At 38.4% G+C, this 22,904-nt stretch carries 23 protein-coding genes; 21 read left to right on the top strand and 2 right to left on the bottom strand.

From position 1 onward, the window contains the following. The first annotated feature begins 545 nt into the window (after positions 1-545). The 6 genes from IGJ12_RS08890 to IGJ12_RS08865 all read left to right on the top strand — a co-directional run bounded on the left by IGJ12_RS08890 (position 546) and on the right by IGJ12_RS08865 (position 4,757). Positions 546-1,031 (top strand): PTS system mannose/fructose/N-acetylgalactosamine-transporter subunit IIB, encoded by a 486-nt coding sequence (locus tag IGJ12_RS08890; protein WP_005235828.1) that lies wholly within the window; start codon positions 546-548, stop codon positions 1,029-1,031. Positions 1,032-1,133: 102 nt separating this feature from the next. Beyond that, on the top strand, positions 1,134-1,886 hold the full coding sequence (locus IGJ12_RS08885) for a PTS mannose/fructose/sorbose/N-acetylgalactosamine transporter subunit IIC (protein ID WP_005235830.1): 753 nt from the start codon (positions 1,134-1,136) through the stop codon (positions 1,884-1,886). Then, positions 1,879-2,697 carry a PTS system mannose/fructose/sorbose family transporter subunit IID gene (locus IGJ12_RS08880; protein ID WP_430618922.1) on the top strand — a complete coding sequence of 273 codons (819 nt, stop codon included), beginning with the start codon at positions 1,879-1,881 and terminating at the stop codon, positions 2,695-2,697. Before IGJ12_RS08885 ends, IGJ12_RS08880 begins: the two co-directional genes overlap by 8 nt. A 12-nt stretch (positions 2,698-2,709) precedes the next feature. Next, complete coding sequence (locus tag IGJ12_RS08875; protein ID WP_430618921.1) at positions 2,710-3,117, top strand: PTS sugar transporter subunit IIA; 408 nt, start codon at positions 2,710-2,712, stop codon at positions 3,115-3,117. Positions 3,118-3,134: 17 nt separating this feature from the next. After that, positions 3,135-3,767, top strand: coding sequence for a ketohydroxyglutarate aldolase (locus tag IGJ12_RS08870; protein WP_005235836.1), 633 nt, complete (start codon positions 3,135-3,137; stop codon positions 3,765-3,767). A 12-nt stretch (positions 3,768-3,779) separates the two neighbouring features. Next, a complete protein-coding gene (locus IGJ12_RS08865; RefSeq protein ID WP_430618919.1) occupies positions 3,780-4,757 on the top strand; it encodes a D-isomer specific 2-hydroxyacid dehydrogenase family protein in 978 nt (325 codons plus the stop codon). Between the two features lie 417 nt (positions 4,758-5,174). Here IGJ12_RS08865 and IGJ12_RS08860 read toward each other — a convergent pair whose 3' ends face one another. Next, a complete protein-coding gene (locus IGJ12_RS08860; RefSeq protein WP_008380035.1) occupies positions 5,175-5,642 on the bottom strand; it encodes an Rrf2 family transcriptional regulator in 468 nt (155 codons plus the stop codon). A 115-nt stretch (positions 5,643-5,757) separates the two neighbouring features. Between IGJ12_RS08860 and IGJ12_RS08855 the strand changes: the two genes are divergently transcribed. The 8 genes from IGJ12_RS08855 to IGJ12_RS08820 all read left to right on the top strand — a co-directional run bounded on the left by IGJ12_RS08855 (position 5,758) and on the right by IGJ12_RS08820 (position 13,871). Beyond that, the gene (locus tag IGJ12_RS08855) at positions 5,758-6,603 is read left to right on the top strand and encodes an SDR family oxidoreductase (RefSeq protein ID WP_430618918.1); all 846 of its coding nucleotides are present in this window, start codon (positions 5,758-5,760) and stop codon (positions 6,601-6,603) included. Between the two features lie 60 nt (positions 6,604-6,663). After that, positions 6,664-7,473 (top strand): protein-ADP-ribose hydrolase, encoded by an 810-nt coding sequence (locus tag IGJ12_RS08850; protein WP_005235845.1) that lies wholly within the window; start codon positions 6,664-6,666, stop codon positions 7,471-7,473. Continuing rightward, positions 7,427-8,272 carry an SIR2 family NAD-dependent protein deacylase gene (locus tag IGJ12_RS08845; RefSeq protein ID WP_008380029.1) on the top strand — a complete coding sequence of 282 codons (846 nt, stop codon included), beginning with the start codon at positions 7,427-7,429 and terminating at the stop codon, positions 8,270-8,272. Before IGJ12_RS08850 ends, IGJ12_RS08845 begins: the two co-directional genes overlap by 47 nt. Positions 8,273-8,282: 10 nt before the next feature. After that, positions 8,283-8,732, top strand: a complete 450-nt coding sequence (locus tag IGJ12_RS08840; protein ID WP_016620089.1) for a pyridoxamine 5'-phosphate oxidase family protein — start codon at positions 8,283-8,285, stop codon at positions 8,730-8,732. Between the two features lie 131 nt (positions 8,733-8,863). Next, a complete protein-coding gene (locus IGJ12_RS08835; protein WP_430618916.1) occupies positions 8,864-9,325 on the top strand; it encodes an NUDIX domain-containing protein in 462 nt (153 codons plus the stop codon). 529 nt (positions 9,326-9,854) lie between these two features. Then, positions 9,855-10,805, top strand: coding sequence for a zinc-binding dehydrogenase (locus IGJ12_RS08830; RefSeq protein WP_430618914.1), 951 nt, complete (start codon positions 9,855-9,857; stop codon positions 10,803-10,805). Between the two features lie 273 nt (positions 10,806-11,078). Beyond that, a complete protein-coding gene (locus IGJ12_RS08825) occupies positions 11,079-11,330 on the top strand; it encodes a hypothetical protein (RefSeq protein WP_015509648.1) in 252 nt (83 codons plus the stop codon). A 498-nt stretch (positions 11,331-11,828) separates the two neighbouring features. Then, positions 11,829-13,871, top strand: a complete 2,043-nt coding sequence (locus IGJ12_RS08820; RefSeq protein ID WP_176273501.1) for a glycosyl hydrolase 115 family protein — start codon at positions 11,829-11,831, stop codon at positions 13,869-13,871. An 85-nt stretch (positions 13,872-13,956) separates the two neighbouring features. On the opposite strand, the gene IGJ12_RS08815 is transcribed toward IGJ12_RS08820, so the two are convergent. Then, a complete protein-coding gene (locus IGJ12_RS08815) occupies positions 13,957-14,469 on the bottom strand; it encodes a GNAT family N-acetyltransferase (protein ID WP_008380015.1) in 513 nt (170 codons plus the stop codon). Positions 14,470-14,960: 491 nt separating this feature from the next. Between IGJ12_RS08815 and IGJ12_RS08810 the strand changes: the two genes are divergently transcribed. From IGJ12_RS08810 to IGJ12_RS08780, 7 genes are all read left to right on the top strand, one after another. Beyond that, positions 14,961-16,538: an ABC transporter substrate-binding protein gene (locus tag IGJ12_RS08810; RefSeq protein WP_430618913.1), complete on the top strand. Its 1,578-nt coding sequence runs from the start codon at positions 14,961-14,963 to the stop codon at positions 16,536-16,538. A gap of 61 nt (positions 16,539-16,599) precedes the next feature. After that, positions 16,600-17,529 (top strand): ABC transporter permease, encoded by a 930-nt coding sequence (locus IGJ12_RS08805; protein ID WP_430618912.1) that lies wholly within the window; start codon positions 16,600-16,602, stop codon positions 17,527-17,529. 11 nt (positions 17,530-17,540) lie between these two features. After that, positions 17,541-18,437, top strand: coding sequence for an ABC transporter permease (locus IGJ12_RS08800; protein WP_430618911.1), 897 nt, complete (start codon positions 17,541-17,543; stop codon positions 18,435-18,437). 6 nt (positions 18,438-18,443) lie between these two features. Further along, on the top strand, positions 18,444-19,874 hold the full coding sequence (locus IGJ12_RS08795; RefSeq protein WP_430618910.1) for an ATP-binding cassette domain-containing protein: 1,431 nt from the start codon (positions 18,444-18,446) through the stop codon (positions 19,872-19,874). Between the two features lie 103 nt (positions 19,875-19,977). Continuing rightward, positions 19,978-20,919 carry an ABC transporter ATP-binding protein gene (locus IGJ12_RS08790; protein ID WP_430618908.1) on the top strand — a complete coding sequence of 314 codons (942 nt, stop codon included), beginning with the start codon at positions 19,978-19,980 and terminating at the stop codon, positions 20,917-20,919. Between the two features lie 191 nt (positions 20,920-21,110). Then, a complete protein-coding gene (locus IGJ12_RS08785) occupies positions 21,111-21,815 on the top strand; it encodes a flavodoxin (RefSeq protein WP_430618907.1) in 705 nt (234 codons plus the stop codon). 288 nt (positions 21,816-22,103) lie between these two features. Further along, positions 22,104-22,865: a GntR family transcriptional regulator gene (locus tag IGJ12_RS08780; protein WP_128489892.1), complete on the top strand. Its 762-nt coding sequence runs from the start codon at positions 22,104-22,106 to the stop codon at positions 22,863-22,865. Positions 22,866-22,904 lie beyond the last annotated feature (39 nt).

Below are 22,904 nucleotides of genomic sequence, written 5' to 3'. Positions count from 1 at the left end.
TATGAGGCAAAGATAGATAGGGAAAATTCTTTGTCAAAACTTGAGTAGAAATGAATAAAGTTGGTCGTCCTTTTAGCTTGATCAGTTGTTTTTCTTGATGCAGCTTATTCAACATACGCGAAACATTGGAGCGATCAATTACTAAATCAACTGATAGAACCAATGCGCAACAGTCTGAAAAATCATAAGTACCCTGCATGATTTGCTCTTGAGTCATCTCTTCGATGCGATGGAGTAGTTTTTCCTGCTGAGTTGCCATAATTTCCTCCTAAATTTGTTGTATTTATCCAAGAATGCGCTTACACTGTTTTTCATAGAATTATACCACAAAATAATAGTTGGTGTTTCTATAGTGTAATATATTACTTTTAATGCTTTTATAAAGGTATTTTATTGTGGTACACAAAAGGTTTTTGGGAGATTTTGACTTGTGGTTTTGGATATGTGATAGTGAGGATGTTCTTAAAGGATGTAGTCTTAAATTTACCAGAGAGGAGCCGTTATTCAAGTAAGAGATTACAAACAATGCATAGGAGGAAACAGAAATGGAAAATTTAAAATTGACACGGATCGATTTTCGTTTGATCCATGGGCAGGTAATGACCAGATGGGTTAAGGAATACAACATTAAAGATATCGTGGTGATTGACGACAAATCAGCGAAGAGTCCCATCTTGAAAAAAATACTATTAAATGCGGCACCCTCATCGGTAAATGTTTTTGTAGAATCGATTGCAAGCGCTACCGAAAAATGGAAGCAGAATGATTTCCCTAAGAATAATTTACTTATTCTCTTCAAAGATACAAAAACAGCGGCCAAAGCATGGAAAGACGGAATTAAGTATACCTCGCTACAAATTGGCGGCATTGAAGGTTCCGGAAACAAAAAAAATATCAATAAAAATATTGTCATGTCAGAAGAGGATGTTCAGGACCTGGTTCCGCTACACGAAAGTGGGGTGCGAGTTTACGGACAACCGATTCCCGAAGATACGGAGTATGCATTTAAAAATATTTTAAGTAAGTTTTAAAAAAGGATTGTCTTTTCATTCAAGAAATTTCTTGAATGAACACTTTAATGAAATGATAGTAGGCATTTGAACAAGATTCATTAGTGCGAAGGAGGAAAAGAAATGGTTCAAGCATTATTTATGGGATTGTTAGCTCTGCTAAACGGGATTCAGTGGCCGCTAAGTTGGTGGCTGATCCGCGAACCGATTATGGCCGGGTTCTGGGTTGGGTTAATCTACGGCGATCCAGTTCAGGGAGTAATAATTGGAGCAACAATCAACGTGGCCTATCTAGGGTGGATTAGTGCAGGTGGGGCGAATGCTTCAGACCTATATTGGGCGGGATTACTTGGAACATTTGTTGCGATCCAAGGGGGGATGAGTATTGAGCAATCGGCTGCTTTCGCCATTCCGATTGGATTATTAGGAAATTATGTTCATGTAGCATACATGACTCTAGCGTCATTTTGGCCGACGCGAATGGATAAATTAGCCGACAAGGGTGATTGGAAAGGCATTCGCAAAATTCAAATGTTTGGTGGTCCGTTTATTGTGCTCTTCTTAAGAGCGTTACCGGTCTTCTTTATCGCCCTTTTTGGAAGCGAGTACATTCAGATTATTATTAATAGTTTACCTGATTGGGCAATGAACGGTCTTGGAGCCGTCGGGAAAATTTTACCAGCTTTAGGGATGTCGATGTTGTTGAAATTTATGCTAAAAAAGGAACTTATCCCATTCTTTATCATTGGCTTCGCGATTGCGGCTTATACCGGCATGACAGACTTAATGATGTATGTCATCATCGCTGTGGCGATTGGTCTATTAATGTTAAAACTTGGTTTTGCGAAAGAAGAGGGGGAAACAGAGAATGGCTAAAGCATTAGAAAAAAAGGATATCAAAAAAGCAGCTGTCACTTGGTGGTTAACATCACATTTAACTTACAACTATCAACGATTACAGGCAGGCGCGATGACAACCGTTATGGGACCGCTTTTGAACAAGATGTATGAAGGAGACAAGGAAGAAATTACCGATGGATTGCAACGGCATATGCTGTATTTCAATACAGAACCTCGCTTGGGAGCCTTTCTACCAGGAATGGTGATCGCTTTGGAAGAAGGAATCGCTAATAATCCAACCGAAGAAATCGATAAATCGATGGTCACGGAAATTAAAACCGCGTTAATGGGCCCGTTAGCGGGAATCGGCGACACTGTTGTAGCCGGATTGTTGAAGCCAATCGTTCTAAGTGTGACATTAGGCTGGGCTTCACAGGGGCAGATTTGGGGAGTTTTTGCCTTTGGGATCATCTTTACGTTGATGGATTTTGCGATGACATACGGTATGTTTACACAAGGCTACAAATTAGGGATGGACTCGATTGATCGTTTCTTAGAAGGACCATTCATCAAAAAAATGACTTCCTTTTTAGGAATCGTCGGCCTGTTCTGTCTAGGTGTAATGATCGTCAAATATGTCAGTGTTCAAGCAGTGTTAGAAGTGAAACTAGAGACGACAACTTTGTCAGTTGGTGAAACCTTGAATAAGATCATTCCAAGTTTCTTACCACTTGCCTTTACTTTTTTAGCTTATTGGTTGCAGGTCAAAGGACAAAGCGTCACTCGTGTGTTGTTGGTACTCTTCGCGATCGGTTTCCTAGGCGGTGCAATCGGGGTATTAGGATAAGGAGATAAACGTATGATTAAGTTGATTATTGTTACTCACGGACCTTTAGCTGATGCCTTCAAAGAAAGCGGTGCGATGTTTTTTGGAGATCAGGTAGATCAGGTAGCTACGATCGGATTGCTTCCAACAAAAAGCCCAGAGGTGTTAGAAAAAGAAATCAAAGCAGCTGTCGTCCAATCTGGAACGAAGGAATGTCTCATATTCGTTGACATTTTAGCTGGCACGCCATTTAATGTCGTAGCTCTCATGATTGAAGAGTTAAAAGAATATCATATTGAATGTTTTGCCGGGGTAAATATGCCAATAGTGATGGAAGCATTAGCTTCAAAGGAATCAATGAATGTAGCAGAACTAACAGAGCACATTGGAGAAATATCCGCTGCTACTATTGTTAATCTTCGACAGAGATTAGAAATTTAAAAGGAGCGAATCGGAAAATGATAAAAGCAGAAAACACAATGCGAATTTTTAATACTGGTATAATGGCCGTTGTCCGCGTAGAAACGATTGAACGAGGGATCGAAGTTGCAAAAGGTTGTTTAGACGGTGGGGTTGATGTTATGGAAATCAGCTATACCAACAATAACGCTGGAGAAGTCATCCGAGCAATCAAAGCAACATTCGGTGATCAAATCTTGATCGGTGCCGGAACTGTTTTAGAAAGTACCACTGCACGCTTGGCAATCATGGATGGCGCGGAATTTGTTATTGCTCCAACTTATGATCAGGGCGTTCAAGAGCTGTGTAATTTGTATCAAATTCCTTACGCACCAGGGTGTACCTCTTATACAGAAATGATGGAGGCCTTGAAAAATGGTGCTTCATTTATTAAAGCCTTCCCAATTTCCAATTATTATGGCCCTAGTTTAGCGAAAGTAATAAAGGTTCCTGTGCCGCATACACCAATTTTAGCATCTGGCGGTGCAACTCTGGAAAACCTTCATGAATGGTTTGAAAATGGTGTGGATTGTATTGGTATTGGGGGACTCCTAACTAAAGGTACATCAGAAGAGATTGCACAAAATGCCCAGAAATTGACAGCTATAGTCAGTGAGGTTCGAGGAAAGTAAGAGGGGAATCAAATGAAAAAAACGGCGATCGTAAACGCGAATAGTTTTGGGAAATACTTTCCAGAATACATGGATCAGTTAAATAAACAAGTCGGGGAAACAAAACGTTTCAAATTTCCTTCAGACATCTCTCCTGAGGATTTAGCAGCTGAATTGAAGGGTTTTTCCTTCATCATTATCGGGACCGAACCTAGATTGCCTAAAAGTTTTTTTGAAAAAATGCCTAAACTTCAATTGGTCGTACGCTTTGGGATCGGCTATGATAACGTGGATGTTATCGCGGCTAAAGAAAACAAGGTAATGGTCTCCAATATTCCGGCGTATATGGAAAGAGACGATGTTGCCGAATATGCCGTATCTTTGATTTTGACTGCAGCGAAATTAGTTACCTACACTGCTGAAAAAGTGAAAGAAGGTGAGTGGTCCAAAGATCGTGGACGATACTTAGGTCATCGCTTGAACAAGAAAACGATCGGCATTTGTGGTTTTGGAAACATTGGTACACGAGTTGCGGAGATTATGCAGGCATTTAACTGTAAGATAATTTGTTACGATCCGTATCTTTCTGTCGAAGAAGTGGAAAAACGCGGTGGAGAAAAGGTGGACTTTGACGAATTGTTGGCACAAGCAGATATCATCTCTCTGCACATGAACTGTACGGCTGAGAACAAAGGATTATTCAATAAGTCAGCCTTCAAGAAAATGAAAGCCAGCGCGGTTCTGGTTAATACTGCTCGAGGTGCTTTAGTAAATGAAGAAGATTTAGTGTTGGCACTAACGGCTGGCAAATTTGGTAGCTATGCCACTGATGTTTTAGAAAATGAACCTCCAACAGCTGATCATCCATTTATGAACCAAGAGAAAATTGTTTTGACACCTCATATTGGGGCTTATAATCATGAATGTAATGAAATGATGTGCGAAAGTGTCGTTGATGACATTGCTAGAGTTAATGCTGGTGGAGAGCCGAAACATTTGTTGGAAGGATAAAACTTAATTATTGAGCACGGAGATCTTAACTTATCAGTAATGATGGGAATAGAATAGATTCATTTGATTAGACATACATTATGGGATTAAAACTTGACCTAGAAATAGCAAGTGGAGAAATCGGTTTTAATCGTTCTGTATTTTCGGGCATAATAATCAAAGAATAAGGCCAACGATTGAGAAATAAATAAAAATAATCACTATCAGGAATGAATTGAATGGCAGACAAAAATTGATCTGCTCAGCCTATGAGATACATCCGGTTATCTAAGAGAAATAGTCAGAGCTGCAGAAAAAGCAAGTGAATGACAACGCTATTTCTTATGAGTGGTGTCGAAAGATGTGAAGACGTAGATCAATTTCATTTGTAACGAAAAAGCCCACTGAGATGTCAGTATCTCAATGGGTTTTTTGGTTTTATAAAAATGGCTCAAGAAAAGATTTGTTTTCCGGTCGTTTGCTTTCCTCTAAACTTGCAATACTTGTTAATAGAGAGAACAGATTGATTTTCGCCATTTTTTCTTCGACAGTTACTTGCAATTCATTATACGCACCATCCAGTACTTCTTGTATATTTGCACCAACAATGCAGTCTGGATTCGTTTTAGGATCGACTTGAATGAGATTTGTGTTTCCATGAATACTTTTATATATATCAAGTAGACTAATATCTTTGGGGTCCTTTGCTAAATAGGGCTTTGGTTTCCCAGTAGTTGTTCGAATCAGTCCAGATTTTTTTAAGTTTGCCATTATTTTTCTGACATTTGCAGCATTAGTTTCTACACTTTGAGCAATCATCTCACTTGAGAGCATATTAGTATCTTTATAGATGACGATATAACACATAATATGAATTGCATCACTGAGTTGAATAGAATATTTCAAGTGAATTCAGTCCTTTTTAGATTTTCTTCTTGACTTATCTTAACATACTATTTATTATATAGGTGTATCTTATAATTGTACAGCAGAATGTGCGAACTAAAAAGGAGTGTTTTATATGACATATTTAGTAACAGGAGCTACTGGTGGTTTTGGAGGATATGCACTTGAATTCTTGAAAGATTTAGTTTCTAAAGATCAGATCTATGCTTTGGTACGATTTGAAGAAAAAGCAGCTACACTAAAAGAGAAAGGCTACAATGTAAGAGTAGGGGATTATTCTGACATCAATTCGTTGAGTAACGCTTTTGACGGCATTGACCGCTTGCTTTTTGTGTCTGGCGCACCAGGCAATCGTCAAGAAGAACATGCTAATGTGGTTAAGGCAGCCAAAGACGCTGGTGTTCAGTATATTGCTTATACAAGTTTTGCTGATGCAGATCACTCAACAAGTGCATTAGCTGCTGATCACATCTTTACTGAAAAACAAATCAAAGAAGCGGGAATTGCGCATACATTTTTACGTAATAACTGGTATTTAGAAAATGAAATGCCGATTATTGGCGGTGCGTTAGCTAGTGGGAAATTCGTTTACGCAGCTAAAGAAGGCAAAACCGGCTGGGCTTTGAAGCGCGAATATGCTGAGGTTGCTGCAAAAGCACTAGCAGGAACAGAATACCCTGAAATCCTTGAATTATCGGGCAGCCCTATTACTTATGCTGAATTAGCAGCAGCTTTAAAAGAAGCAACAAGGAAGGAAATCGAAGTAGTTTCATCTGATGATCAAACCTTTGTAGATAGTTTGACAGCAGGCGGTTTACCACAACCTGTTGCAGAAATGTTCTTGTCTTTCCAACATGATATTAAAAATAATCAATTAGATGTGACATCTAGTGACTTTGAACAAGCTTTGGGTAAGCCTTTGACGAGTCGCGTAGAAGCAATCAAAGAGTTGTTAAATTAGTCTTGCTATTTCCCGATTATCGAAAATAATCGGGAAATTTTTATAAAGAAGGTGTTGACGATGAACCATAGCGAAAAGAGGAAATGGCTGATTAACTATTTATTAGAGGAAAACAGTCACTTAAGTAAAATAGTAGATGCTAGCTCGGATGATCCGAAAGAACAAAATGATTTATTGCGATGCTTATTAAATATAAGAGAAGCGCGACCTATTCATAAGGACTTTATTGACATTCAAAATCAATTTCTTTTAGAAGAAAGAGCTGAAAATCAGATTTTTTCACTAAACGATGCGCAACAGTATACAAAAAACCTTTATCTCTGGCAAGGAGATATCACGAGGTTGGAAGTGGACGCCATCGTAAACGCTGCAAACGCACAGCTACTAGGATGTTTTGTTCCATTACACAGGTGCATCGACAATGCGATCCACTCTGCAGCAGGTATTCAATTAAGACTAGCATGCAAAGAAATCATGGACGCACAAGGGCATTTGGAAGAAACCGGCTATGCAAAAATCACCGACGGCTATAACTTGCCTGCAAAAAAAGTGATACATACTGTTGGGCCAATCATAAAAGATACCGTAACTAAAGAACACGTATCCTTATTGGCTGACTGTTATCGTCGCGTCTTGTTGCTTTGCGAAGAGTATCAATTGAAGAGCGTCGCTTTTTGTTGTATCTCAACAGGAGAATTTCGTTTTCCCAATGAGTTAGCTGCAGAGATCGCTATCAAAACAACGCAAGAATATGTAACGCGTGTTCATTCACCTATAAAAATTATTTTCAATGTGTTTAAAGACATTGATAAGGAGTTGTACCATGAAAAACTACAACAATTATCAGAAAGTTTATCAAAAGATAACTGAAGCAGAGGCAATCGTTATCGGTGCTGGATTAGGCCTTTCTGCTGCTGCCGGGTTAACCTATTCTGGTGAACGGTTCAAAAAATATTTCAGAGACTATATTGATCATTATTATTTAACCGATATGTATTCTGCCGGATTTTATCCCTTCGATTCATTAGAGACGTATTGGGGTTATTGGAGTAAACATGTTTTTCATAATCGATATCAGCCTGAGGCTTTGCCGCTATATAAAGAGCTTCTATCTTTGGTAGAAGAAAAAAATTACTTTGTCATTACTACTAATGTAGATCATCAGTTCCAAAAGACGGGCTTTGATAAGAGACGATTATTTTATACACAAGGTGATTATGGGTTATTTCAATGTTCACGTGCTTGCCATAACAAGACGTACGAGAATGAATCATTGATTATGCAAATGGTCCATCAGCAGAGTCAGTTCAAAATTCCCAAGCACCTCATACCATATTGCCCCAAATGTGGACAACCGATGCGGGTCAATTTACGGATAGATCAATTTTTTGTACAAGATGATGGTTGGGAAAGCGCAGCTAACCGATACAAAGAATTTCTAGAAAATTATTTAGGTACTAAAATCGTTTTTTGGGAGATCGGCATTGGTAACAACACGCCTTCCATTATAAAATATCCATTCCAAGAAATGACGAGGGCAACGAATCAGTCGACCTATATCGTCTGTAACCAACAAGCACAACGCATACCAGATGAACTCATGGATAAAACGATTATTCTGCAAGGAAATATAGTTGAAACGATCAGAGAAATCGATCATTTTAGATAGGAGCGCATTCATGGACCATTCAAAAATGAAGACAGAAGATTATTTGAATTATTTAAAAAATGAGATTCATTCTACTGTGTTCGCCACAGTAGACGAAAACGGAAATCCGGTCACCAGGGTAATCGATATTATGTTGGTGAAAGAAACGAAGCTGTATTTTTTGACTGCAATATCCAAGCCATTTTATAAACAGCTCAAAATGAACCCGGTCGTTTCCATTACAGGTATAGAAGGAGAAACATCAATGGAATCGTTTTCTATTACCTTACAAGGGAGAGTAAATGAAATAGGCTCTACCTATTTAGATGAAATTTTCGAGAAAAATCCTTACATGGCAAAAATATACCCCTCTGTAGAAGACCGAAATGTTTTACGAGTCTTTGAAATTTATAAAGGCGTTATGTCAATCTTTGATTTAAGCAAAAAGCCTATCTATCAAAACGTTAAATCTTTCGGATAACTCAAAGCAAAAGGAGACAATCACATGGCAAATAAAGTATCAGAAGAGGAAATGAACGAAGAAGAGTGGTTAAGCTGGTATAAGAAGCAGGAATTACCACAATATCCAAAACAGCATTTACTGTTGACAATTTGATATTCAATGTCACGTCGGATGCAGTATACATTTTACTTGTCAAAAGAAAAAATCATCCTTTCAAAGGAAGGTTCGCTTTGCCAGGTGGCTTCGTTAACGAAGGAGAAAATATCATTAAAGCCGCCATCAGAGAGTTAAAGGAAGAAACGGGCGTGGAAGTGCAGGAAGTTTCTTTATTAGGTGTATATAGAGATAAAAATCGGGATCCCCGTGGATGGACTATTTCTGCTGTCTATATAACTGTTCTACAGCAGATGAAGACTCTTTATGCAGGAGATGATGCTTCTGAGGCTTTTTGGTATAGGGTTGATAAGGATAAAGTACTCTATCAATATGTTACGTCAAAAGAACGATCCTCTACGGAGAACTGGGAATCTCTTTTTGCTTTTGATCATGCGCAAATCATCCATGATGGATTTAAGTGGTTGAACGACGAATTAAGGCAAATAGGCCTTTAACAAGTAGAAGCGATGTGGCTTAATTTTTTTCGAGTGGGGATAATTATTTATATGATACAATTGATTGATCGCCGGGCGACTTTTGCCATCTCTTTCCTGATATCCTCTAAAAACCATGGATAGTCAGTTTGGTTCCGATGTAATGAACTACATCTGAGGATTTGTCAGACTTAAAAGATGATGGCTTCAAATCCTCACTTCTTTCTCTTAGTAATAGTCAGCTTTGTTATAATCCTGTTTTACACAAAAGTAGTTGATTTATCTAGGAATAAGGTGGGTTAGACATAACCGGAATTGATAAGGAGGATCTGAACGAATAATCTACTTTGACGAATCTCATCTAGAAGAATAGAATGAAAGTACCTTCGTGAGAAGGTGCTTTTTTTATAGTAAAAAATGACCAAAAGAACTTAAATTATTTATTTTTATATGATTTCAATCTAATGATAGTTGGCTAAGTGATAGAGCTTTGGTTTCATAAAGAAAATCACACGATTTTGATTGGCAAAAGATAGGAGATGTTTTGTGCATGAAGGCATTGTACTTTAAAGAATTTGGCGATTCAGATGTGTTAACTTATGGTGAATTGCCTGATCCAGTCATTCAAGAAAATGAGCTAATGATAGAAATGATGTATATTGGGTTAAATTATGCAGATATTTATCGAAGAAAGGGCAGCTATCATATTGAATCCCGAGATCCTCTTATTAATGGCTATGAAGGTGTAGGAAGGATTGTTCAAAAAGGAAGATCAGTCTCTAAGTTTCAGCTAGGGGAAACGATTCTTTTTGTGGATGTTCCTTTTGCTAATGCAGAATTGGTGGCTGTTCCTGAGGAAAATGCCATCCATATTCCATCAGGTATACCATCTAAATTAGCAGCCAGTATTGGTCTGCAAGGGTTGACAGCTGATTTTTTAGCTCATGATCTTGGCAATAATGTGAATAATAGTAAGGTCTTCGTCCATGGGATAAGTGGTGGTGTTGGACAAATTTTATCGCAACTATTAACCGCAGATGGTCTAGAAGTTTATGGCGTCACTTCCACGGAAGAAAAGCGACAACTGGCTTTAGACCAAGGAGCAAAACAAGTCTTTTTAAGAAATACAGAATGGCAAGAAACCTATACTTCTTTCTTTGATACCGTTTATGATGGCATTGGGCATACATTAGCCGAAAGTGTCGACTTGCTCAAAAATAGAGGGAAGGTTATCTTTTTTGGCATGGCCGGCGGAAATCCGCCAGCGATCGACTTTATTCCCTTGTTATCAAAATCAAAAAGTATTTTAACAGGGGATCTGTGGGATTACTTGACAAGTTTTCAAGAGCGGGAGAGAAGAAGCACCCGACTGTTTACTTACTTTAGCAAGGATCAAATGAAAATCAGTCAACCAACCATTTTTTCCTTAGCTGACGGAAAAGCTGCCCATGATTATTTAGAATCTGGAAAAAGTGTCGGGAAAATTTTGCTGCAACCATAAGAAAGTAAAAAAGCTAAATGACTTTATTATAAAAGATACACCGAATGTTTGCTAATTCACTAAATTATCTTTTTATATAATCGATACTTTTCTTATGATAAATCATTAAGGATAAAAATAAGTATAAAATGAGTAGAATATTGCAAGAATCTAATGTTTTCTGTTTCTTCAGTGAGAATCAGATAAAACTTTGTGATAAACAGTACATTTAATTTGAAAATATTTAATTACAGCGGTAAGATAAATATATCAAATACTTAAGGAGTGATATCTATGACAAACTATGAAGAAAAGGAAGCAAAAGCATTGGTAAAGATTGCCGAGGTTCTTGATAAGTTAGATGAGAATTTAGCTGAATTAGACACACTAGATGCTGACGCAAAAAAACATAGTATGAAGAAATGGATCGTTGAGAAAAAAGCGATTCACGAAATCAAAAAGATCGCACACGAAGCCGGTAAGTATGAAAAGTACGATGAAAAAGCACTACAAAAAGAAATTGATGAAGTTGAGAAGTATATGTAATTGAAGAAAAATAAGAAATTGTCTTCATTATTCAGCAATTGAAATCTGAATTGATAAAAGCCAGATTCTAATTGAAGATTTAGAATGGACGATGATCTCACTAAGCCCATGCTCTTATGAGTGTGGGCTTGTTTGCTGTACATATGATTAAACACGACAAGCTGAATAGGCATAAAAGATCATGTTCTACAACGACAAGATAAAACCTTAGTTAAAGGGAGACGGGGAAAAATCAAAAAAAACAAAGAAAGTCTGTTTTTTCGTTTTTTTCATCGACTTTCTCCATTTTTTTAGACAAGCTTTTCGCTTATTCTAAATTTATGAGCGGTATCAAAGTAAAAAGTTAACAAAACGTTTAGACCATTTGAAAATACCTTTGCAGAAAATAGTGACGAGAGATTTATGGCTGATAAGCAATTCGATTGCCTTTTACAACATAGTAGAAAGTTCTTTATTGAAGATAAAATAATAAACTATATAGATGAAACGGGTGATTACATGGAAACAACATTTTTCATTTCTAAAAATACTTCTGTTACGTCAAAACAGTTGGAAAATGAAGTGATTGGACATGCTTGCGAGATCTTGCAACGTGACATTTTAACCGTTGTGACAGACACGAGGAAGGCAAATAAAATTGAATTGGTTTTACTTGATGAAAAAAATGAAACGGATGCTTTTCATATACTTTTCGTATCGCCAGATAAAGTAAAAGTGTGTGCTGAAACACCGTTAGGATTAATGTATGGGGTTCTTGAAATCTCTCATAAAATTTTAGGTGTTCAACCCTTTTGGTATTTCATGGAGATTCCCCCAATAAAAAAGCCATTTATTGAATGGACAGGTTTTGACTTAACATTGCCTGATTTTGCAACGGACTATCGGGGCTGGTTCGTTAATGATGAGTTGCTGCTGGATCAATGGGAAGATAATGGTTCAAATGAATATGTATGGGAACGTATTTATGAAACATTGTTACGTTTAGGCGGAAATGTCATCATCCCTGGAACAGATAAGAACAGTCATAGACATCGAGAAAGTGCGCAAGCGATGGGGTTGATCTATACACATCATCATGCCGAGCCACTAGGCGCTGAGATGTTTGCTAGAAGGTATCCCAGTTTGAAGGCTTCATACGAGGAACATTTTGTGTTGTTTCAGGAATTATGGAAAAAAGCCTTACACGAGCAAAAAGGTACCAAGGTTATTTACACACTCGGTTTTCGTGGACAAGGGGATTGTCCTTTTTGGTCAGAAGATCTTGATCGACAGTGGTCTGCAGCGGAAAAAGCAGCAGTGATCAATGAAATCGTCCATCTACAATATCATATGGTTAAAGAAGTCGATCCTCATGCAGTATGCTCGATGAACATTTATGGGGAGATGACGGAATTATTTAATCTTGGCTTACTTGAGCTTCCAGATGATGTGATTGAGATTTGGGCGGATAATGGTTATGGCAAAATGGTTTCTCGTAGACAAGGGAATCACGATCCACGAGATGAGGTGTTAACAAACACACCAAAACCAAATCAATCAAGAGGAATCTATTATCACGTTGCCTTTCATGATTTACAAGCATCTAATTTCTTGACGATCTTGCCTAATAGCCCAGAATTTGTTTCTAGAGAGTTAATGGCGGTTAGAGAAGTCAAGATGGATAAGTTTGTCTTAGTTAATACAGGTAACATAAAACCGCATATTTTGTTCTTACAAGAAATAGCGAATTTCTGGCGAGCAGATTATCAGTTACGAACCAATCAAGAGATAATTTTAGAGCATGTAACACAATACTATCAAAATCAGCAAGAAGAGATCCAAGCTGTCTATGAAGCTTGCTTTGAAGCGGTTATCCGCTATGGAACATATGAGGATCAAACCGCTGGGGATGAGTTTGCCTGTTATTTGATTCGAAAAATTATTCAATCCTGGCTCAAGCAAGAAACAAAAATTCCGAGGTTAGAATGGTTGACGGGTGATCGGAAAATCAAGGAGCAAGTCACAGAAATTTTCTCTATGGTAGGAGAAAAGATAGTAGCCTGGGAGAATCTATTGCTGAGATGCCAGCAGATTACATTATCCCTTCAGGATAAAAATCCGGAAAATGCTCGCTTTTTTAATGATATTTACCTCTCAGTAGCCGTTCAATGCAAAACATTAAAAGCACTGCTCCGTTTGTTAGACGCTTATCAGATGATTGATCGGGAAGAAATGGTTTTTGTATTTGTAAAAGTTTTCGATGCGTTAGAAGAAATCCATCAACTAATTCAAATACTGAAAGAAAATCCAAGTGATACATGGTATGATTTTTATGAAAACGATGGCTATACCAACCTAACATTGACAAAAGAGATGATTAAAAGTCTGTTGTCTTACATTCGCATCATTGGCGATGGTCCAGATCAAGACCAGTGGGAGAGAAAATATATTATGGACTCCATTGAATCAAGAGTTATGTTGCTTTCAAATACTAAAAAAGCGTTGACGGATGAAAAGTTAGCAAGAAAAATCAGAGTAAGTTTTAGAAAAGTTCGTAAATAATATTAATTTGAGATGAAACGCCATTCAAAAGTTAGACTTAATATCTTACTTTTGAATGGCGTTTCATCTAGTATGCAGTTTTTTATTAGAATTCATTAGGCGTGTTGGCCAATTCTAGCACCATATTATACCAAGCAACACCTGCATGTTGTGATTCTGACAGTCCTTCTAGTTGATAGCCATGCTTTTTGTAATATGGAACCAATGATTCTAAACAAGTTAAGGTGATTCCTTTTCTGTTTTGAAGACGACATTTTTCTTCAAGGGCTGACAGTAGTTTGTTACCAATTTGGCAGTTTCTATAATCAGGAGCGACAGCTAAGCTAAGAATACTTTGGTAGCCACCAAAAGGCTGATTAGGACGAGTACTTTCAAAAAGATCGTCAGAGAGATAACGTTTAGAAATAATGGGTCCTACAACGTAGCCGATCGGATAATCCTTTCCATTTACTGCAACAATAAAACTGTCACTTATTGTAAGTATACGATCCATCATCGCAGATTTGGATGCTGCTTCATCCGCTGTAAATCCTGCATTTTCAATCTGCATGATTTGATCAATATCATCTATTTTAGGTGGTCTGAAGAAAACGTTCATTCAATCACTCCCATCTTTATTCAAAAATAGTTTATCACATAATGATATATAACGTTTATATTTGATGACGATTAAAATTTATAGACTTAAAATTTCTAGTACAGAATTGTTGTCATACTTTTATTCAAATGAAACAAAAATAAGAATTATTAGTTGTTGACTGAATGGGTCTTATAAGAAAAAGTCAAATTAATGATAATAATCCGCAATTCTTCATTTTATTCTAACAAAATGACAATTTTCTTAGGTATTCATCACAAATCTATCACATTTCCAAGCTAAAGTTTGTTATTATCTGAAAATTTTCATCATTCAGATAAAAGCTTCTTCATTATGAGCAAATTTTTTATAGTTAGTTGATAGAAAACAGGACGAGCGTATGTGTTTTCGATCCAAGTTACACGCCAATGCGTCTAATTTCTATATTTGCTGGTATGAAGAAGAGCGCAAAAAAAAATCCTTAAGTTACAGGGGACGAAATGGAGGATAACATGAAAAAAAGGAAAACAAGCTGGGCTCTCGTATTGTTAACAAGTCTGATGGTATTAGGTGCTTGTGGTAGTGGAGGCCAAGACCCAACAGATAGTTCGGGAGGGAATGTGTCAGGGGGAGCTAGTTCTGATCCTAATGTATTAGTGGTCGCATCAGGTGCGGATCCAGTGACATTAGATATCCATCAAACGAACGACCAAGCAACTACCAGGGTAGCAAGACAGATTTACGAAACACTGATCAAACAGACCAACGATCTTGAGTTAGTGCCAGGGTTAGCAACAGAGTGGGAAGAAATTGAAGAGAACCTTTATGAGTTCAAGTTGCGAGAAGATGTTGTCTTTCATAATGGGGAAGCGATGACAGCTTCTGATGTTGCCTACACCCTTCGACGGGCGGTTGCCTCACCTTCGATCAGTCATATCATTGGTTCGATCGATCCTGATACGATCGAAGTGATCGATGATCATACGATCCATATCGGGACAAATGGTGCCTTCGGGCCTTTCTTGACTCATTTAGCACATCCTGCGGTTGGAATTTTGAGTGAGAAAGCTGTGGAAGAAGCTGGTGAAGATTATGGTATCAGCAGCGTTGTGGGAACGGGTCCCTTTGAATTTGTTGAATGGGCAACCGGTAGTCACGTGACGTTAGATCGATTTGACGATCACTGGGATGAGCCAGCGGGAATGGAAAGAATTGAGTTTCGGACAATTACAGATTCAAGTGTTCGTTTGATTGAACTAGAGTCAGGAACCGTCGATATTGTTTATGATATCGCTCCTTCTGATAATGAAAAGGTTGAAGAAAACGATGAATTGACTTTATTAGCGACAGAAAATTTAGGAACGGAATACTTAGGTTTCAACGTTCGAAATGATACACCATTGCAAGAAGTAGGGGTACGTCGTGCGATTGCCCATGCTATCGATGTCGAATCGATTATCCAAACGGTTCATATGGGGATCGGGACTAAAATGAGTGGACCGATCAACGAATTGGTTTTTGGATATAATGAAAACTTGGAAGCTACTCCTTATGACGTTGAATTAGCAAAAGAACTATTAGCAGAAGCTGGTTATCCAGATGGCGGGTTTTCCCTTTCGTTGTATGTAGGTGATAACAATCAAGAACGAATCCGTGTCTCGCAGGTTGTTTCCGCTGCTTTAGAAGAATTAGGTATCACTGTTGAGGTCAACCAAATGGAGTGGGGAGCATTTTTAGATGCTGCAGCAGCTGGTGAACCAGATATGTTCTTACTAGGTTGGACAACGATCACAACAGATGCTGACTATGGATTGTATCCACTGTTCCATTCAAGTAGCTTTGGCGAAGCTGGAAATCGTACGTTCTATCATAATGAACGGGTAGATGAATTACTTGATGCAGCTCGTAGCACTTCTGACCAAGAGGAACGCTTGGCCTATTATCACGAGGCGCAAGAGATTATCAATGATGAGATGCCATGGGTTTACTTACAAACCAGAGAAAATGTTTCAGGTATCCGCAACTGGGTGCAAGGGTTCGAACATCATCCAACTGGAAGTTACTTCTTAGATACGGTGTCAAAAAACTAAATTGGATTGAGAGTATAAAATAAAGAGCCGCAATGGCTCTTTATTTTGAGGAGATGAATAGATGTTCCAATATATTGTAAAACGAATTCTGTGGTTGTTTCCTATCCTGCTAGGCGTCTCTTTTATTGTATTTACGATTATGTATCTATCACCTGGAGACCCTGTAACGATGGTGTTGGGGGAAGGAGCGACTCCTGAACAATATGAGGCCATGCGTGTGCAAATGGGGCTTGACCGTAGTTTTATCGAACAATTTTTTCATTATATAAAAAATGTTGTCGTCGAATTTGATCTTGGGAGATCGTATGTTTCTGGCCGGGTGGTCATGGATGAAATCCTAGTCCGTTTGCCCAACACAATCAAATTATCAGTATGGAGTGTGTTATTTGCCTCGCTGATTGGGATTCCACTGGGAGTGATCTCTGCTTCGAGACCTTATTCCAAGGTTGATAATTTCGTGATGTTTCTTTCACTAGTTGGGGTTTCTATGCCAACCTTTTGGCAGGCACTCCTTTTAATTATTCTTTTTACTTCTACCCTGGGCTGGTTTCCAGCATCTGGGTTTGAAACTTGGCAGCAAATGATCATGCCAGTATTTGCATTGGCTTCCTCATCAATTGGCACGATCGCCCGGATCACAAGGTCGAGTATGATGGACGTTTTAGACCAAGATTATATTCGTACGGCAAAAGCCAAAGGAGTAAATGGTTCAAAGGTGACGTTCCATCATGCTTTAAGAAATGCCTTGATTCCCGTAGTGACAGTCATTGGTTTGCAGTTTGGGGCTTTATTAGGTGGGGCTGTATTGACCGAGACTGTTTTTAGTATCAATGGGATCGGGACATTGATGGTGAATGCGATCCGTACAAGAGACACAATGATCGTCCAAGGCGGCGTTTTATTTATTGCATTTATTTTTACGATGGTTAATCTATGTGTCGATATTCTCTATGCATATATCGATCCGCGAATTAAAACCTCATATGATTAAGGGAGGAACTCATGTTTTCTAGAAAAAAGGCCATAGCGAAAACGCAAGCACTTGCAGGCGTACCAGAAGGATCGAAACAAGAGATTTGGCTTTCCTTAAAAGCAAATCGCCGAGCAATGTTTGGGTTACTATTTATCACGTTACTGACGATTACTGCGATTTTTGCAGACTTTATAGCTCCCTATGGTATGAGGGAGCAAAATCTAGCCAATGCATTGCAATTTCCAAGTCGTTCTCATTGGTTTGGGACAGATGACTTGGGACGTGACGTATTGTCTCGTTTGATTTACGGAACGAGAATATCGCTGACTGTAGGCGTTAGTGCGGTGTTACTGGCACTCTTTTTTGGTGGCATCTTAGGTGTCTTATCCGGTTATTTCAGAGGGTGGATCGATACGCTGATTATGCGTTTTTGTGACATTTTACTATCCATCCCTTCCATTTTGTTGGCAATCGCCATCGTGGCTTCTTTGGGATCCAGTCTGCCGAACATGATCTTGGCGATCGGGTTGGCGAATATCCCCATTTTTGCTCGTATTATTCGGGCAAGTGTGATGGCGGTCAAAGAGAAGCAATTTATTGAAGCTGGAAAAGCGCTGGGCGCAAATAATGGATTGCTGATTTTCAAACACATCTTGCCAAATATCCTTTCACCAGTCATCGTGCATTCATCAATGGGCGTTGCCACAGCAATTTTATCTGCTGTTGGCTTAGGATTTATTGGCTTAGGTATGGAGGCTTCCGTTGCGGAATGGGGAACGATGTTAAATTTTGGACGAGGCTATATCCGAACACATCCCTACCTGACGATTTATCCAGGGATCGCGATCATGTTGACCATTTTATCCTTCAATTTGATCGGTGACGGAATCCGAGATGCCATCGATCCGAAGATGAGAGAGAGGTAAGCAGTTATGGACACGATCATGCGCGTCAAGAATCTACAAAAGTATTTTCCTGTGAAGAAGAAAAACTTTTTCGGTGTGGGAAAAGACTATGTGAAAGCAAATAAAGATCTTACGATCGATATATATGAAGGAGAAACATTAGGCATCGTCGGTGAAAGTGGCTGTGGAAAATCGACCTTTGGACGCACGATTATTCAGCTCCAACGACAAACCGGAGGCTCGACCCTTTACTATGGAGAGACGATCGAAGATTTCATGCCTCGTTACGTAAAAAAAGTCTATCAAGAACTGCCACAAAAGATGAAACAGTTTACTGATTCAGTCAATGAGCTTCAGTCGATCGAATCAAAACTTGCGGACGATTCAACTGCTGATATAGAAGCAACAACGGAACGGTTACGTCTAAAGAAAATCGCTTTTGAGAATGAATATGGCAATACCCTACGATTAGTCGGAGGCTTGATTTTGCATGATGATCTACAAAAGGTTAGTAAGCTTCTTTCGTCTCGTTACGAAGCTGCAGCAAAACTTGCCGCTAGCAAGCGAGCATTAACGTTTAATCAGCAAAAACAAGCGATGAATGGGGCAGTAGATCAAACAGGGCTCATGAACTTGGAAAAAACGATCGCTGAACAACAAAATGACTTAGCAGCTATTGATAAGCAAGTCACACAACTAAAAAAAGATGTCATGAACAAAAAAGATTTTTCATACTATGAAGAGCAGCTTGATTCTGGCATCGATCTAGCTGCTTTGACTCAAATGGAATCAAGAGTTTTACGAAAAGACCTGCAAATTATCTTTCAGGACCCTTACTCCTCACTAGATCCACGATTAACAGTGGGTGATATTATTGGAGAAGGTTTGTTGATACACAAATTTTTTGCTAGTAAAAAGGACCCAAACTATGAAACCTATATTCTTGATATCATGGAAAAATGTGGGTTAAAGAAAGAATTTATTCATCGCTATCCGCATCAATTTTCTGGTGGACAACGACAACGAATCGGGATTGCTCGTGCCTTAGCTTTAAAGCCCAAATTCATTGTTTGCGATGAAGCTGTTTCAGCGTTAGATGTTTCAATTCAGTCACAGATCATCAATTTGCTTCATGATTTGCGGGAAGAACTCAATTTGACATACTTGTTTATCACCCATGATCTTGGAGTTGTAAAATTTATTTCTGATCGAATCGGTGTGATGTATTTTGGGCATCTTGTAGAATTAGCTTCAGCTGAGACGATTTTTTCTAACCCGATCCATCCGTACACACGGCAATTATTAAATGCCATTCCAACACTAGACGAAGAGTATCGACCATGGGCTCTTGATGAAACCCATCCTGATTTGGCATTCAACTATTCAAAAGAAACTGATGCTGATCCAGATTGGGTAGAAGTCGAGCCGAATCATTTTGTGAAGTGTACGCGAAAATAGTTTTTTTAGAACATAGGAATTGAAACATGGTTGATGAGTCAATCACTCGAACCATAAGCATGATACGATTGGTTTAATGGGAAAAAATCAAAAGGAGGTCCAGATGGATTTACTAGAAGTTGATAATCTGCATACGTATTTTGATACGAAACGGGGCACTGTCAAAGCTGTCAAAGGCGTTACTTTTTCATTAAAAAGAGGGAAGACATTAGGAATTGTTGGAGAAAGTGGGAGTGGCAAAAGTCAAACAGCCATGTCGATCCTTCAACTTTTTCAGCGAAATCAATATATAGCGGAAGGGCAGATCCGTTTTGATGGAAAAAATATCCTCGAATTAAGCAAAAAAGAGCTTTTGAAAATTCGCGGAAATGATATTTCAATGATCTTTCAAGAGCCTATGACAAGTTTGAATCCGGTATTTACAATCAAAGCACAACTGACAGAAGCCTTGAAACTTCATCAGCACGTCGACAATAAGACGGCGACTTTACGGGCATATGAGCTGTTAGAAGCTGTCAAGATCACAGATCCTAAACGAGTAGCCAAGCAATTTCCTCATCAGTTATCTGGAGGAATGAGTCAGCGGGTAATGATCGCAATGGCATTAGCTTGCAATCCGAAGCTATTGATTGCCGATGAACCGACTACCGCACTCGATGTGATCATCCAAGCAGAAATCCTTAAGTTAATGAATGAGTTAAAAGACAAGCTGGATACAAGTATTTTGTTTATTACCCATGATTTGGGTGTCATTAGTAAAATGGCCGATGATGTGATCGTGATGCATGGGGGAAAAATCGTCGAGAGTGCCCCAATCAATGAGATAATCAAAAATGCTTACCATCCGTACACAAGGCGCTTACTTGCTGCGTTTTTAAGAACCGACATTCGAAACAAGAAAACAGCGCCTGATGACTTTTACAGTAAGGAAAACAATGTCTTTGATTTCACCACATTTAAAACAGAAGAAACAGCGGACCCGGATTGGGTTCAGGTAGGAACAAATCATTTTGTCGCTGCTAGTTTGAGAAAAATCGATAACTAAACGAAAAAGTCGTAAAACAAAGCTTTGTTTACGGCTTTTTTCAGTATGCTGGGAAGGAAGACTTTTGTGAGGAAGTTGTGAGAAAGATGTAAAAAATAGGGGAAGGTTTGCTCAAGAGCCTTGCCTTAAAGTCCACTTCAAGAATTATACTGGAACTACCATTTTTGATGGGAAAAGAAAGGAGCAATTCAATGAACAAATGGACAAAAGGACTTTTTCTGACAATGCTTTTTCTAGCAGGATGCAGCAGTGATTCAATGAATGACGAGCCAGACATTAGTACAACGGAAACAAGTACTAGTGACACCGTTACGCAACAAATGAGAGAAGCAGGGATTGATGGAGAGGCCGATATTTTGATCGCCTACTTCACAAGACCAGAAAATTTAGAGCATGAACCAGCAGTCGAAGCAGTTTCTGGAAGTAGTTTTAATGTGATCGATAACACTTTAGTAGGAGATGTCCAAGTCATAGCAGAGATGATCGCTGAACAGACCGGAGGTGCGTTGTTCTCGATTCAAACAGAAGTAGGTTACCCTAACGTTTACGATGAACATACAGCTTTTGCCACTAGAGAGGTGGAAGAAGATGCCCGACCAACATTGATGACTGACGTTGCCCAAATGACTGAAGTGGATGTTCTCTTAATCGGCTTTCCCGTTTGGTGGAACCGTGCCCCAAGAGCCGTTTTAACATTTCTTGAAGCCCATGATTTTACGGATAAACAAATCATTCCATTTGCAACCCATGGGGGAAGTGGACTGACCAATAGTCAAAACGAACTTCAAACGTTGTATCCAGCGTATGACTTTCTGGAAGGCTTTGCAGCAAGAGCGGGAAGTGTTGAAGAGGCTGAACCTGAAGTATTAGAGTGGCTAAATCAGATGGGATTATAAAAAGAGCAGCAATAAAGAATAAAAGAATTTCTTTAATTATAGAGGGGGCCTTGTTTAAAGGCTTCTTCTTTATTTTATTTTTCTATGAGCCTGTTAGACGTCTATTTGAGATATATGATATGATTAATCTAATGATTTAGCGTAAAAGCAAAGAACCTTATTTTCAGCTATAATACTCGTCGATTCAATAAAAATTTTTAATCAATTGCTGTCTTAATTTAGGTAAATTAAATATTATTCCATTTAGCTAAAATTGCGTACATAAAGATTGTTTTAGGGGGACTAAAAGTGGCTGTATTAAAATATGAAAAAATCAAACAAGATATTCTTCGAGATATTGAAGCTGGTAAATTTAAACCGGGGGACCGTATCTATTCAGAGGGAGACTTAAAAGCAAAATATGGGGTAAGTAATACAACCGTCATCAAAGTGATGAATGATCTGGTTGCACAAGGTTATCTCATTCGGAGACAAGGCGAAGGAACATTTGTACGAAAAAACATTCTAAATAAACGTGTTTTCTTTAGCGAAAATACACGCCCTTTGACTATTGATAAAAAAGAACCAATATCTGAAAAGACTGTCGTGGAAGCGGTAGATCTCATTCAACAAATAACGAATTCAGATATAGCAAAGATTTTACATGCTCCTTCGTTTGAAGAAACAAGGGTACCGTTTTTAAAACTAAGTCAAGTTGCATTTATTAATAATAAGCCGTGGAAACTTCAATTTAGATATGCACATATCACTGGACCGACTGATATTCCAATCGCTCAGCTGAAAAAAGGGTTGTCATTTACTAAAGTGCTAGAAGATTTAAACCAAATACCAGAATCAGAGAAAATGACAATCTCTGTATCTGACTTTGAATCGATCATAGATAATTTATCAGAGAAAGATCAAAAAATAATGAAAAGCTATTTTAAGAATAATCGACCAGCAGCTTTGTTTGTGAGGAATCGAATTGTTTATGATCGTTTTGAAAATGCTATTGAATATGATCAGGCATTTATTCATCCTGATTACTATAGTATTGATATTATTAATTAGTTAACAACTATATTTCAAAGCATATAACTGACGTTATGT

The sequence above is a fragment of the Enterococcus sp. DIV0802b genome, assembly GCF_050543535.1.
Classification (GTDB): Bacteria; Bacillota; Bacilli; order Lactobacillales; family Enterococcaceae; genus Enterococcus_D; species Enterococcus_D entomosocium.
This window is presented reverse-complemented; position numbering and strand designations above follow the sequence as displayed.

Bases quoted from the DNA above. Each gene is read 5' to 3' on its own strand.
- IGJ12_RS08820 (WP_176273501.1), top strand. From the start codon at position 11,829: ATGGAAACAACATTTTTCATTTCTAAAAATACTTCTGTTACGTCAAAA.
- IGJ12_RS08810 (WP_430618913.1), top strand. From the start codon at position 14,961: ATGAAAAAAAGGAAAACAAGCTGGGCTCTCGTATTGTTAACAAGTCTG.
- IGJ12_RS08825 (WP_015509648.1), top strand. From the start codon at position 11,079: ATGACAAACTATGAAGAAAAGGAAGCAAAAGCATTGGTAAAGATTGCC.
- IGJ12_RS08800 (WP_430618911.1), top strand. From the start codon at position 17,541: ATGTTTTCTAGAAAAAAGGCCATAGCGAAAACGCAAGCACTTGCAGGC.
- IGJ12_RS08790 (WP_430618908.1), top strand. From the start codon at position 19,978: ATGGATTTACTAGAAGTTGATAATCTGCATACGTATTTTGATACGAAA.
- IGJ12_RS08890 (WP_005235828.1), top strand. From the start codon at position 546: ATGGAAAATTTAAAATTGACACGGATCGATTTTCGTTTGATCCATGGG.
- IGJ12_RS08815 (WP_008380015.1), bottom strand. From the start codon at position 14,469: ATGAACGTTTTCTTCAGACCACCTAAAATAGATGATATTGATCAAATC.
- IGJ12_RS08880 (WP_430618922.1), top strand. From the start codon at position 1,879: ATGGCTAAAGCATTAGAAAAAAAGGATATCAAAAAAGCAGCTGTCACT.
- IGJ12_RS08795 (WP_430618910.1), top strand. From the start codon at position 18,444: ATGGACACGATCATGCGCGTCAAGAATCTACAAAAGTATTTTCCTGTG.
- IGJ12_RS08865 (WP_430618919.1), top strand. From the start codon at position 3,780: ATGAAAAAAACGGCGATCGTAAACGCGAATAGTTTTGGGAAATACTTT.
- IGJ12_RS08830 (WP_430618914.1), top strand. From the start codon at position 9,855: ATGAAGGCATTGTACTTTAAAGAATTTGGCGATTCAGATGTGTTAACT.
- IGJ12_RS08845 (WP_008380029.1), top strand. From the start codon at position 7,427: ATGAAAAACTACAACAATTATCAGAAAGTTTATCAAAAGATAACTGAA.
- IGJ12_RS08840 (WP_016620089.1), top strand. From the start codon at position 8,283: ATGGACCATTCAAAAATGAAGACAGAAGATTATTTGAATTATTTAAAA.
- IGJ12_RS08805 (WP_430618912.1), top strand. From the start codon at position 16,600: ATGTTCCAATATATTGTAAAACGAATTCTGTGGTTGTTTCCTATCCTG.
- IGJ12_RS08850 (WP_005235845.1), top strand. From the start codon at position 6,664: ATGAACCATAGCGAAAAGAGGAAATGGCTGATTAACTATTTATTAGAG.
- IGJ12_RS08855 (WP_430618918.1), top strand. From the start codon at position 5,758: ATGACATATTTAGTAACAGGAGCTACTGGTGGTTTTGGAGGATATGCA.
- IGJ12_RS08870 (WP_005235836.1), top strand. From the start codon at position 3,135: ATGATAAAAGCAGAAAACACAATGCGAATTTTTAATACTGGTATAATG.
- IGJ12_RS08875 (WP_430618921.1), top strand. From the start codon at position 2,710: ATGATTAAGTTGATTATTGTTACTCACGGACCTTTAGCTGATGCCTTC.
- IGJ12_RS08785 (WP_430618907.1), top strand. From the start codon at position 21,111: ATGAACAAATGGACAAAAGGACTTTTTCTGACAATGCTTTTTCTAGCA.
- IGJ12_RS08885 (WP_005235830.1), top strand. From the start codon at position 1,134: ATGGTTCAAGCATTATTTATGGGATTGTTAGCTCTGCTAAACGGGATT.